We start from the raw sequence: 13,763 nt of genomic DNA, 5'->3' as shown, positions 1-13,763 counted from the left end.
ATTATGTTGTTAAAAATAGACAATTATTGGATACAGTTATGCCTTTTCAATACAACAAAACTGCGGCATGCAGACATTTTTATCTTCGCCCTGAAGGTGTAATTATTTCTTTACGATCTGTGTACCATAGATTTGACAGACATAAATCAATCATTTAACCTGCCAGCCTTATAACAATTTTTTTAACATATTCAGAAATGAGGATCGCGTGAAAAATCGCACTATTGGCAGTATTTTTATCGTCGCTGGAACAACGATTGGAGCTGGGATGCTGGCAATGCCATTGGCAACGGCAGGCGTGGGATTTGGAACTACATTCGCCATGTTAATCGCCCTGTGGGCTTTGATGAGTTATACCGCCCTCCTGCTCGTGGAAGTTTATCAACATAATAAATTTGATTCTGGATTAGGAACCATTGCGAAACGCTATCTTGGGTTAGGTGGGCAGGTGTTGACTGGCTTCAGTATGCTTTTCCTAATGTATGCGCTGACAACTGCTTATATTAGTGGTGCAGGAGAGCTGCTGGCGGCTACTCTTTCTTCTTGGTTAGATAAACCTATTTCTATTTCTGCTGGAATCAGTATTTTTACCGTTATTGCTGGCGGAGTAGTCTGCATTGGAACCCAATCCGTCGATTTAATTAATCGCCTGCTGTTTACTGCTAAAATAGTTTTTCTGGTGATCGTACTCGGTGTAATGATGCTTCATGTTGATAAAATCAACTTGATCTCCATGCCTATTGAGCAAGGACTAATGCTCTCTGCAATCCCAGTGATTTTTACTTCATTCGGATTCCACGGTAGTGTGCCAAGCATCGTTAGTTATATGGGAGGAGATACCAATAAGCTACGGAAAATCTTTGTCATTGGTAGTGCTATTCCACTGTTTGCCTACATTCTGTGGCAACTGGTCACCCTCGGAGCTATTTCTTCAAATGCATTTGTTGGCATTCTCGCACAACAATCTAGCCTAAATGGGTTATTGCAAGCAGTCAGAGAAGTTGTTGCCTCTCCAAAAGTAGAGCTTGCCGTTCATCTGTTTGCCGATCTTGCGCTAGCCACCTCATTCCTCGGTGTTGCTTTAGGGTTGTTTGATTACCTTGCTGATCTTCTAAAACGCCGCAATAACGCCAAAGGGCGTTTACAAACAGGGTTAATAACTTTTGCTCCACCATTATTCTGTGCATTGTATTACCCTAATTTTGTTATGGCACTGACATTTGCGGCAGTTGCTCTGTCCATTCTCGCACTGTTATTACCTTGCCTGTTAGTTTGGCGCAGCCGTAAAGAAAATCAGGAAGGTTATCGTGTCAAAGGTGGGAAGCCCGCATTAGTCTTAATTTTCCTGTGTGGGCTTGCGGTTATCGCTATTCAAATTGGTATCGTTACAGGTATGCTGCCACAAGTAGGATAATTTTCTTGCTTAAACTATCCGCACCAGAATTGATGCGGATAGTGGGTAATAAGTTTATAGTGGATAATAAATAACGAAATTGATGAAATATCTAGACTGATAGACATAAATAGCGTTATTTTTCACAAAAATCACCACATACCTCTATTATCCACTGTTTAACGAGTTGACGAGAGACTTTTATTCCACTATCTTTCAGTTGTGAAGGTAATAAATAACAGGTAACAGGTCGCTGGAAAGCAGTAATTTTATCCGAAATCCAATCAATAATTGTTTCTGTCAACTCAGGATATTGAGTGTCAATCACAGCTACTGGCCGATGGCCAAATTCAACATCAGAAATGGGAACTACAAAACTCTGTTCAATTTGAGGATGCTGGTTAATAACCCGCTCGATATCTTCTGGCTGGATACCCTCCCCACCACTGAAAAATTGGTTGTCGAGACGCCCTAAGATCCGTAACTCTCCTTGTTCAAATATTCCTCGATCCCGAGTCGGAAACCATCCCCCATCATCTATCAATGGGTTCAATTCCCCATTAAACCAATAGCCGCTCGCGATACTGTCTGCGCGTATCTGAATTTCTTCATCCACGAAGCGGATGGATTTGCCGGGAAGCGGATTACCTACACCAGGCAAGCCATCAGCCCGCTTTGCGCAAACAGTTGATGCCATTTCTGTCAACCCATAACCACACCAACAGCGAATACCCAATTCTTCAGCCCGTCGAACCAGTGGCGTCGGTATCATAGCGCCTCCCAACAGCACTTCTTTTAACGTCAATGGATATTCATGTAATTGTTCCAACAAACGCCAAAGTTGAGTCGGTACAAGTGATGCATGAGTACAACCAGACAGTGCAAGATTCAGTGGATGCAAATCCCGCAGTATCAATGTTGCTCCTGTTTGCAACCAGCGCCAAAGGATGCCTTGGCCTGAAACATGAAACAACGGTAATGAAAGCAACCAACTATCATCTGGTTGAAAATCCATGCAGGAAAGAATGCCTTGCGCACTGGCAAGATGAGCACCAATGGAATGTACCGCAGCCTTAGGCAGCCCAGAAGAGCCAGAGGTCAGGATCATACTGGCGGGGCGTTGGCTTTCCCACAATACCCACCGTTCATGTTTTGCTGGAAATTTTTGTTGCCAGTTAAGTGCCTTAACTTGAATAACAGGCGAAGGTGAATCCGTAAAATCCACCCCATAATCAATACTGAGATGAGGCAATAGTTCAGCTAACAGACAGTCAGGTAATTGAGGATTAAGGAGCAATGCCCTTGCCCCACACCGTAAGACAGCAAGATAACACAGCAGAAGTTCCGCACTATTCTTACCCCTGAGGAGCACACCGCTACCTTCTTCGACTCCCTGTTGATGAAAATGGCTGGCAATAGCATTGATTCTTTGTGTTAATTGATGCCAATCTAATTGCTCATCATATAATTGAATAGCCCGTTTTTTAGGCAAATTCATGGCCCAATGCTCCCACGGCCACTGAGTCCACTCTGTTATTGGCATTCACGGCTCCACACCGTTGCCAGCCTATCAAGAGTGACACACTGAATGTCACTATCTGGCCAACAACGGATGAGTTGTGACTGTATAAGATCCAGAGTATCCAAGCCAGGAAGTGTGTCCGGTGTGAGCCATTGGGCGAGGCGAGCTAATTGTGTCAACCCAAAACTACTTTCAATACTGGAGCTAATCACTGCCTCCAATCCTAATTGATGTGCCTGAGTAATTAACTGACGGCAACGCTCAATACTGCCTACCAATGTTGGTTTAATGATGATGGCAGAAACTCCCTCTTGTGCTTCTACTTTAAAATCGGCTTCACGTACATTTTCATCCCATGCAATGGCTATACTTGTCTCACGCGCAAATGCCAGAGATTCTTCCCGGGTTCTACAGGGTTCTTCGATGAAGGCGATTCTCTGCCGATAATCTGGATTGACATATTTGGCGAAATCCTCTGCTTTTGTGCGTGTCCAGCTGCGATTGGCATCTAAGCGCAATTGGAGATCAGGCACTGCTTCAAGCATAACATTCACTACCATGCCATCTCGTACAGCCTCATACAGCCCAACCTTCACTTTTGCAATCTTCTGGCCGGCTATATTTCCTAAACGCAGAATCACATCATCGGGATCGCCCGTGCATAATGGTGTCTTGCGATAATTGGCCGTTTCAGGCAGCTTTCCCTGTAATTCAGCCAGCGCACAACTTATGCCAAACGCAACGGAAGGAAGATCACTTTCTTCTGGCTCCATATTCAGGTGACACGGTTGTTGTAACCGTTGTTGTAGACATTGTTTTTGTAACCATTGCTGTAGCCATTCCACAACCGATATCTTGGCTTGCTCAAGTGTTTCATGGCTGAATTCCGGTAATGGGGAAATTTCCCCCCAACCATCCCGTCCATCTTCCTGCAAATGAACCAAAAAACCATCACGGGTTTTCAAACGCTGATAACGCAGAATAATACCTGCCTCCATTGGCAGGCTGAATTGGTATAAAGTCGCTTTACGCATTACGGATTACGCTTGAATTTACTAAAATCAGGATGGCGTTTTTCATTGAACGCATTACGCCCTTCCTGCCCCTCTTCGGTCATGTAGAATAACATAGTGGCATTCCCCGCCAACTCCTGCAAACCAGCCTGACCATCGCAATCGGCGTTTAACGCTGCTTTCAGGCAACGCAATGCCATTGGGCTGTTTTCCAGCATTTCACGACACCAGCGCACTGTTTCTTTTTCCAATTCGGCATAAGGTACAACTGTGTTAACCAGTCCCATATCCAATGCTTCTTCAGCACTGTATTGGCGACATAGGAACCAGATTTCACGCGCTTTTTTCTGCCCGACGATCCGAGCCATATATGATGCTCCCCAACCGCCATCAAAGGAGCCAACTTTAGGACCGGTCTGACCGAAAATGGCATTATCTGCTGCGATGGTCAAATCACACATTAAATGCAAGACGTGCCCACCACCAATTGCATATCCCGCAACCATGGCAACCACAGGTTTTGGACAAGTACGAATCTGTCGCTGAAAATCCAATACATTCAGATGATGTACTCCGCTGTCATCTTTATAACCGCCATAATCGCCACGGATTTTTTGGTCACCACCAGCACAAAAAGCCTTTTTCCCCATTCCCGTCAGAATAATCGCCCCAATGGCCTCGTCATAACGGGCATCTGCCAACGCCTGAACCATCTCTTTGACAGTCAGAGGACGGAACGCATTGCGTACCTGTGGGCGATTAATCGTAATTTTGGCAATACCATCTGCGGATTTATGGTAGAGAATATCTTCAAACCCTTGAGAACAATCTTGCCATTCAATAGGGGCATACAATTTTTCTTCGCTTGGGTAACGCATTACTGTGTTTCCTTAACCAAAAGTGATAAAAAGTGGTTCACTGCACTAGAAAAAGCCGCAGAATTGCCATAATGAGCATTATGTCCAACCTGGAGGATAGTTTTTAATGGCAGTGTATATTGCTGCGCTATGTTTTGGAATTTACGATCATTTTCTCCACATAAGTAGGAGAAAGGAATGGTTATTTGCTGCAAATCAGGAACCAGCCAAGGTTGTCGTCCTAACGAGGTATTTTCCAGCATATCAGCAATGCTATTTCCCCTGTTTTGACTGCGCAGATGAATAAGTTGAGCACGCTGCGCTGCCGTTAAATCAGCAAATACCGACTGTTGATACCAATCAGCCAAGACTGACGTTATTGGTTCTTGGCGAAAGCGCTGCGCCCAACGCTGATCATGCTGTAATCTCGTATCACGCTCCTGCTGGGAAAACAGTCCGGGGTTTCCTCCTTCCACCAACAATCCTCGCAAGCCATCGTATTCACCATGAATCGCATGGTACATGGCAATTCGCCCTCCCAGCGAGTAGCCTATCAAACAATAATCATTGATTTGATACTCGGACAACGTTGCACTCAACAATTCGCTCATTTCAGCAAAGCCACCTGTCAGTGCAACATCGGCAGAATCACCGTGCCCCGGTAAATCAATCACCAATGAAGGATATCGATCGCAAACACTCACTGTAGGAGCCCAATCATCACTCTTTCCCAATAGTCCATGTAACCAGACTAACCATGTACCTTGATTATGTGAATGAAACGTTTGGCACTTTAATTTCACAGATCAGCCACCTGTCTCAGTAGCTCTTGCAGGCACATGGCTCCTTCACTACCTGAAACTTTTAACTCAATCAATGTAGTCTCTTTACGCTCCCATGCTTGTTGGGCACACTGTTTTAATTCCGACCAATTTTGTGGTGCAGCATGATGCAAACCGAACATAGCGGCGGCATGATCAAAGTTGACATCTTGCGGCATACAATAAAAACGCTGGCGTTCTTCCTGCGGTGTTGGTAACAAAGAAAAAATCTGTCCACCATTATTATTCACTATGATCAATAACATGGGATTAGAAAGATGACGCAATAAAGCTAAACTATTCAGATCATAGAGGGCTGAAATATCGCCTACAATCGTCAGTGTTGGTTTATTTGTTGCCCGTTGTACACCGGCTGCGGTTGAGATTAATCCATCAATTCCGCTGGCACCTCGGTTGCTGTAAACCGGATAGCCCGCGGGAAGCTGCCCTAAAGCATCAATCAAACGTATAATCAAGCTATTGCCGATAAACAATTGCCCCTCTTCTGGTAACAATTGAGACAATTGATACGCAACTGCGGCTTCGCTGAATTCTCCTGCTAACTTTGTTTCAACGCATTTAGATGCGCTTCTTGACCATGTATTCAATTCATCTGCCCAAGGTAAATCTGCCCAGGACATACGCGAATATGCAGGATGTTCCCGTAGCCAATCAGCTACGCGGCAAGTGAATTTGCGGCCTCTGTGGTTAGCTGGATCAAGCCTACCAGCAATTGGATCAACAACCCAATACTGCTCAGGCTGGCATTTGGCCTGCCATTCCAACAATCGTTTTCCTGTCAGACTGGCACCAAACTGAATCACCAATTGCCCTTGTGCCAAAATCTCTTGGGTACAGAGATGATTCAGCCATAAATCGGCATACGGCAAAGGCTGCCCCGTTTGAGACAACACATCACCCATTAGCGGCCAGCCCATATCTTTTGCCCATTGAGCGACACATTTTCCTTCTTCAGCGCTCATTCTCCCTGCCAGTACAATCCCCTGTTTTTTCTGCCAGATATCCCAATCCGCTGCCTTAATCGTAATATGCATTTCTGGCTGAGCCAACCACGGTTCATCCCCTTGCCACCATTTTCCCAATGTTTGTAGCCAATCTTGATGCGCTGCTATCTCATTGCCATACAAAGGCTCAGCAAACGGACAATTAATATGCAAAGCACCTTGTTTCAGGTTTGACATTTCATTATCGATGGAAGAAACCAACCAACTGGCAGAAATATCTTTGGTCGGTCGTGGCAATGCTAAGGTTTGCGTGGGGTGAGAAGCAAAAATGCCTATCTGGCGAATAGCTTGATTCGCACCACAATCGATTAATTCAGGTGGTCGATCAGCCGTGAGAAACACCAACCGTTCTCCCGTCAATCCTGCTTCAATCAAAGAAGGATATAAATTGGCGACCGCCGTTCCAGACGTCACAATAACCGCAACTGGCTCTTTGCCCGCTTTTGCCAGCCCCAAAGCCAAATACCCCAAGCCACGCTCATCAAAATGGGTATGACAGATTAACTTATGGTTTTCTGCGGCAGCCAATGTCAATGGTGTCGAACGAGAGCCGGGAGCAATACAGACATGGCGTAATCCGTGGCGGGTCAATGCTTCCAATAAAAGTTCCGCCCAACGGCGATTAAGTGCACTGTTTGACATAGAATGCTCAACAACTTCTTTTCAAAAATGATGCCAAAGAATAAGAGATATTATATAAGGCATCCTTTATCTTAATGGCTGTAAAAACGATTTCCTTATCCTAGTTCAAGGAATTGCCGTTTAATTAGCGATATTTTCGCTACACACGAGAAATGTAAGGCCAATTGATAACAAAACTGGGGTAGGTTTCTACATCAAAAAGTAAATTTATGGAGTGGAGAAGATGAAAACCAGCCATAAAAAGAAACTATGGCTGGTCATGTGGTTGAAAGCGACTAAGACAAGGAATTAAGGATAAATAATGTCCAATGTTGTAGTTGCATTCGCTTTACCAGCCGTGATCCGATTTTCTGTTTGTATATAACGAGCCTTCAAAGAAACAGAGTGAATGCCATCGGTGGTGTTGCCCAGTTTAACAGGTGAGTTAAATGGGATGGGATGATTCTGGTACAAAACCTGAAGACCAATTCCGCTCGCTGAGTTCCTGTCTTGATCAAGATCCAATACATCGCTAAGGCCGCTTAGCATACTTGTACCAAACACTAACTCAAGGGGAGTATTGGTATTACAGCTCAATTCAATGGTGAACTCCCGCTCTCCCGCAGTACTATTGACTCCAGAGAACTCAGTGCTTCCTATTTTTCCCATTGGAACAAGGATGTCTCTTCTTTGCAGAGAACAACTAGGAGTGATAAAACTTATGCTACTGAGGTGATAAGAATACATGGCTGTTCCTTCTAGATATGCGGTAAGCGTACCAGACTTTATCACACCTGAGCCTGTTTGATTTTCTGTTTTCACAAATTCGATCTTAGCTTCATTTTCTTGGGTATTAACCCGTATTCCGATACCCGATACCCCAGAGTCATAAAGGTCTTGACTCCCATTTGCTTTGATAAGGGGATACCCCGAAAACTCCCATGTTATCTTTGCTGATGCATCACAATGGATTTTATTCAGCTCCACGGGTTTGACTGGATAGGAATCAATGATTCCACCAAGATGAATCTCTCGACTTACCGGAAAGATGCCTGAATTGATGGAAAAATTTTGTGCGATATATTTAGGCTCAAAGTGGCAGGACTCTGCACGACTACAAATACTGGCAAACAATCCAATCAACGCACTGCTGACCGCCAATAATAATCGATATTTCTTATGGACAATAAACATATTTACCTGATCCTATTCGCAATTCATATCTAAGGTATATACGCCAGATTGAGGCCTTTTTTTCGGTAGCGCGTAATTAACCACACAATATTTGGGACTTGATGCTCCCCATTTGATCCACAATCTGCCGCTATCCGGCATTGCCGTGAGATAAACTTGCCCTTCACTACTGACGAGTGCACGATACCGTTCATCAACCCTATTTGTCTGATCTGCGTTTTTATTTGCGTCCGCTAATATCACTTTTGCCCCAAAAGGCACTGGCTTGCCACGGTAAGTCAGGTACATCAGAACCCTGTTTCCCATTCTTGCCTTAAAGTTAGCCAGAACGAGTGCACCTTTCGTTGGAATGACGGATTGGGTATTCACATCAATATCGACATCATCAGAAAATGAATGAGGTTCCAGCGCCACCCGATTTTTACGATAACTGCTGGCATACGGCACAATTGCATAACCTTTCCAATCCGTGGCAACTGAGGTATTGTTGGCAACTTTGATGCCTTTTGCGCCTTCAGCTCGAACCAATACCACACTTTCCCCCAATTCTTGAGATAAAGTCAGGCCATACGGATGAATAACAATCCCTTCATTAATGCCATAATTTAGCTGCTTGCTTTGGCGTTGCTGATAGCTATAAGACGCACTGATTCGACCATAAGAACCCCGATATTCCCCATGTATATTTCCACCCACACTTTCGCTTTCATTGGCATGGCTCCTACTGGAATAACTCTGTTGCAAACTATAGAACAAGTTATTATCTTCAAGCGCAGTTCCATTCAGGCTGACTTGCTGTGAAACTCTGTCGTGCTGATTGAGAGTAGTACTATAATTCGCCCAACTACTAGAATTCGCCCAACTTTTTTTCAGCCAATGATCGAGAGGCACATTGATAGCAAACGCAAGCAGTTGTTCATGCTTACTAGAATCTGAATGAAGGTTATAAGTGTAATTCAGACTATAACTGATCCCTTGGCGGCTAATATGATAACCTGCATTAAGTGAACGCTCATGACCATTTTTTTTCCAATAATCTTGCTGTAATGCTGTTAGAGAAACGCTACCAAAATCCCCCAATGTTTGGTTAACTTGCAATTGCAACCTGTTTTTCTTATTGAAACGCGAAAATAGGGGGCGGGTATCCCCAAAGCGGTTAGCTTCACCGAAATCGTAAAATCCTTCGGTTGAATAGCTATAATTCGTCAATACCAAATTTGTTCCGGTCATTGAAAAATCTTTTGTATATCGCAGACGGTAAGCCTGCCCTGTGGATTTTCGAGTTGAGGGTAATTCTGTATTAGCGTGGGTTGCATCGAACGAGAGTGCCCCCCATTCCCCCAAATCCGTACCCATCCCTAACAAAACAGATTGGTAGTCATGAGATAAAATTGTGCCACCATAGACAGTCAATCTATTGTGAAGGCCATAGCTCAACGTTCCCTGCGAAAAATAAGGTTTGCGTTCTTTGCCATTAATTGAACGATAACGTCCCATTGCAACTGAATATCTGTGCCCTCCTTCCCGTAACATGGTAGGTGTGATAGAAAATGCTTGAATAAACCTGCGCTCCCTACCGTCTGCCTCTTTGATGATAATTACCAGATCACCACTGGACGTTGTTGGATAAAGATCGCTGATTTCAAATGCGCCGGGTGCAACATAAGTCTGATAAATAACATAGCCATTTTGTTTTATTGTTACCTGTGCATTACTTTGAGCAATGCCACGTACAATTGGCGCAAAACCTTTCTGGCTATCCGGCAACATATTTTCATCAGATGCAAGCTGAATCCCGCGAAATTCAATGCCATCAAACAGTTCACTGGAAGTAAAACTGTCACCGACTGTCAGTTGCCCCTGAAGTGATTGAATATCACGTTGCAAATAGGTATTGAGACTTTCCCATTGTTGATTTTGGTCGGAATAAATCGCATGATTACGCAAACGCCAAGAGCGCCAGTTCATTCCTGACCTGAGATTCAAATAATTATTCTGTGTTGAATTATGGTGATCATTCCAGTTTGTGGCACCACCATAATTATAATTAACCAATAACGCGGTTAATCCTTGATCCCAAGATTCAGGAGAAACATAATCCCTCACCTGCTGATTCAAAGCAATTTGAGGAATACTAATATTCAATCGCTGTTGATTAAAATCAAACTCAGTATTAGCATACGGAATATATTGGCTGATATCTCTAATCACAGTCCCTGGAGATAAACTTGCCAATTTAGGAAAACTTTCAATTTTTACGCCCATATTCCGCCACTCATTAAGTGTAATTTTAGGCTGTAATTTTCCATCTACCAAAATAAATTCGACATTTTTTTCATTCACCACCTTAGAATTTAAATAAATATCCACCCAGTAAACACCTGGTGGTTGAATACCAGTCTGAAAAATAGATAAGTCCATATCATCAGGTAAGTTTCCTCCAATTTTTAACGCATGGATGTTAAATTTATTTTCCGCACATGCGGTTAAATGATAAAATAAATTACCAACCACAACTAATATAGAAAGTAAAAATCTATAATTCCTACTAGGATACGATCGCTTGGCAAAATTATACTTAACATGCTTTAACATATTTAAATTTCTGACAATATAATGAATTAACTCTGATAGCTATAACTTGATATCTATTAGATATGATTTCAAAACCTAAGGTTAGCAAACTCTGCTTTTGTCACACCACCATAATCATTGATAGCTTTCCAACTCACTTTCTTAGCATTCATTAGTGACAAGAGCCAACTTGATTGGCTAAAAGGCTTAATTATTCCAGCATATTTAATTTCTTGTCCATTAACACTAAGAGATGAAAGAGAGATAAAATAAGGTGTAGGATTTTCAGCCAATAACAATCCATTTTCGTGTTTAAATTCTAATTCCTTATAAGCAACCGCAGCTTTTTCTTTCAATTGCACAGGGCGATAAAATAATTTCAAACGTGAATTCACGACAATTTGCAACTGATTTATATTTGAATCAGTACGTAATGACTCAGGAATCGATTTAATGTTAATCCAAAATATCGACTCCCTATCTGTAGGTAGTTCATTGCCAACCTTAACAATACGTAAAATATTTTCATTATTTCCGGACAACTTAAATAAAGGAGGCGTTATAATAAAAGGCGTTTTGGTTTTATCATTTTCATCTTGAATCCAACTTTGAATGAGATAGTCAGTTTTCTTTTCTGGATTCTTAATCGAAACAGAAACTTCTTTTTTATCGCTTAAATAAATAACTCTAGTGCCACCAATAATAACTCCTGCAATTGAAATATTGCAGCTAAACAAATATAAAAGAATAACAAAAAACAAACGATAATATGACATGGTTATTTCTCCGACAAACCATAATTGGCTATATTCAATTGAATAACCTAAGCATCCTTGCCAGGTTTTATTCCCTTCGTCTTTCAAGTTGCAACAGAATTAATTTCGCTACGACTTGAAAACGATTGGATCTACAATGTACAGAATATCAAACTGTTAATTATAAACTACAGTAAAGTTAGTTACTGCATTAGCAGAACCAGGGCCAACTTTTGGCTTTGTGGCAACATACTTGGCAACAAACTTCAACTCCTGATCAACACCTAAGTGAAGAGAATTAGTATTAGAAGCTCCTGCAACAGAAACACGAGCCTGAGTATCAGCTTCATAAATACCAATAGCGATACCAGTTGCAGCATTATCTACTTTAGTCAAAGACAAAAGATCTCTGTTATTGCTATCACTCGGACCATCAAACTTAATAAATACGTTCTTTTCTTTCATATCTACCGGACAATCAGTCAATTTAATCCGGAATGCAGTTGGCGCAGCCGTATCATTGACTTGTTTAAATGCATCAGCACTAACAACGCCCATATTAACGGTTTGATCAGCAGAATCACCATGAACCTTACAAGTATTCTGTATTACTTCTCCATCAAATCTAACTGTCCCATCTCCTGCATTTGCAGTTGCAGCAAATAAAGAAGATACAAAAAGAGAAGAAATGAGCAGCTTAAATTTCATTAAATTAAACCCCATTAGTCAATATACAAAAACATCCTATCGGCTAATTACAGACGATATGGAAACAAATTTACTTACTTGATAGACAGTTTTCGCACAATATGCCCTACATCTTTCAAGCGGCTGTATTGCTGGCTTTACTCACTCCAATTACTAATTACATAGTTCGCATAGATGGTTCATGCGTAATTCCCCATACTTTTGTAAATTCGTTTTCTTTCCACCATACCGCAACTTGAAATCTAAGGTATAAACCGCGCACCTACAGCAATTGTCTTTTACCCAAATAAACGCACTTATGCTCCCCTACGTGGTCTTTTATGGGGTTCATTCGCACATTTCGGATAAGACTAGATAATAATAGCGATAATTTCATGCAGATCAACATGAAAGCCTAAATGAAATTTATATTTAGAATTATACTCTATAATTTTCCTAAATGTTTGCTAAATAGCATTATATATAGGTGAAATCAATGAATTTAATTCTAAAAATTCACTAATTTAAAAATAATATATAATTAGCAACATAATTATTAATATCATTTAATGACTTTTTACTATAGTTTTATTTGCTGAATGAAATAATTTATTTAGTTATTTTTTTACTATCATCATAAAATATATCAATTAAAGATTTATTTTTATAATTCAACCAGATAATAATGAAAATGAAATACATTGAGATCAAAAATCAACCAGTTATTAAATTAATATAGCCTAAGATAAATCTTAATTAAATCATTTTATGATCAGTAATTTATTTATTATATTTATTAATTCTTTAGTTACAATAACTTATTGAAATAAAATATTTAACGTTATCTACAAGAAAAAACCGTCTCCCGCGATATAGTTGATTGAATTCAGGGATACAACGAGTTAACACTCCATACGTATACCGTGATGTTCTTAACTGAATTATTCAATAGGTGCTGATGAATGGTTACTCAAATCCTGCTAGAATTCGCGATGTGAAATAGGCATTATCGTAGTGAATTGACAACAAATAACACCAACAGGTTAATTAAATGGAAATTAGGTGCCAGAAACTGAATGTTCTGCGTAATGTTGATAACTTCTTAATGGCTCATATGCCCAATAACAGCACAGGTATTAAGCGATTTATTTTAGAATTTATTTTCTTTAAGTTAATCAGATAAATTATCTGCATTACTGTTATAACCGATAACCCGATTTTCCACCTGTTCTGATGAAATCGACGATAACACTTTCTGAGCCTGAACGAATTACATTGCAACAACTGGCTTTGAATCCCCC

10 protein-coding genes are annotated in these 13,763 nt (G+C 41.2%); 1 reads left to right on the top strand and 9 read right to left on the bottom strand.

Features of this window, described 5'->3' with window-relative positions:
* The first annotated feature begins 268 nt into the window (after positions 1–268).
* On the top strand, positions 269–1,414 hold the full coding sequence (gene tyrP / locus BM135_RS11380; RefSeq protein ID WP_339385129.1) for a tyrosine transporter TyrP: 1,146 nt from the start codon (positions 269–271) through the stop codon (positions 1,412–1,414).
* Between the two features lie 115 nt (positions 1,415–1,529).
* On the opposite strand, the gene menE is transcribed toward tyrP, so the two are convergent.
* The 9 genes from menE to BM135_RS11335 all read right to left on the bottom strand — a co-directional run bounded on the left by menE (position 1,530) and on the right by BM135_RS11335 (position 12,483).
* Positions 1,530–2,936 (bottom strand): o-succinylbenzoate--CoA ligase, encoded by a 1,407-nt coding sequence (menE, locus tag BM135_RS11375; RefSeq protein WP_092519840.1) that lies wholly within the window; start codon positions 2,934–2,936, stop codon positions 1,530–1,532.
* Positions 2,927–3,949, bottom strand: coding sequence for an o-succinylbenzoate synthase (gene menC / locus BM135_RS11370; protein ID WP_092519839.1), 1,023 nt, complete (start codon positions 3,947–3,949; stop codon positions 2,927–2,929). Before menC ends, menE begins: the two co-directional genes overlap by 10 nt.
* Positions 3,949–4,806, bottom strand: a complete 858-nt coding sequence (gene menB, locus BM135_RS11365) for a 1,4-dihydroxy-2-naphthoyl-CoA synthase (RefSeq protein WP_092519838.1) — start codon at positions 4,804–4,806, stop codon at positions 3,949–3,951. The genes menC and menB overlap by 1 nt, the downstream gene beginning before the upstream one ends.
* Entirely contained in the window at positions 4,806–5,588 is a 783-nt protein-coding gene (gene menH / locus BM135_RS11360; protein WP_092519837.1) for a 2-succinyl-6-hydroxy-2,4-cyclohexadiene-1-carboxylate synthase, read from the bottom strand. Before menH ends, menB begins: the two co-directional genes overlap by 1 nt.
* Positions 5,585–7,273, bottom strand: a complete 1,689-nt coding sequence (gene menD / locus BM135_RS11355; protein ID WP_092519836.1) for a 2-succinyl-5-enolpyruvyl-6-hydroxy-3-cyclohexene-1-carboxylic-acid synthase — start codon at positions 7,271–7,273, stop codon at positions 5,585–5,587. Before menD ends, menH begins: the two co-directional genes overlap by 4 nt.
* Before the next feature lie 288 nt (positions 7,274–7,561).
* Positions 7,562–8,446, bottom strand: coding sequence for a fimbrial protein (locus tag BM135_RS11350; RefSeq protein ID WP_092519835.1), 885 nt, complete (start codon positions 8,444–8,446; stop codon positions 7,562–7,564).
* Between the two features lie 12 nt (positions 8,447–8,458).
* Complete coding sequence (locus tag BM135_RS11345) at positions 8,459–11,041, bottom strand: fimbria/pilus outer membrane usher protein (RefSeq protein WP_092519834.1); 2,583 nt, start codon at positions 11,039–11,041, stop codon at positions 8,459–8,461.
* A 68-nt stretch (positions 11,042–11,109) separates the two neighbouring features.
* The gene (locus BM135_RS11340) at positions 11,110–11,796 is read right to left on the bottom strand and encodes a fimbrial biogenesis chaperone (RefSeq protein ID WP_092519833.1); all 687 of its coding nucleotides are present in this window, start codon (positions 11,794–11,796) and stop codon (positions 11,110–11,112) included.
* A gap of 156 nt (positions 11,797–11,952) precedes the next feature.
* Entirely contained in the window at positions 11,953–12,483 is a 531-nt protein-coding gene (locus BM135_RS11335; protein ID WP_092519832.1) for a fimbrial protein, read from the bottom strand.
* Positions 12,484–13,763: the final 1,280 nt, after the last annotated feature.

Source organism: Xenorhabdus japonica (genome assembly GCF_900115195.1).
In the GTDB taxonomy this organism is placed as follows: Bacteria; Pseudomonadota; Gammaproteobacteria; order Enterobacterales; family Enterobacteriaceae; genus Xenorhabdus; species Xenorhabdus japonica.
Note: the sequence above shows the minus strand (reverse complement) of the source record. Positions and strands in the feature narration are given on the sequence as shown.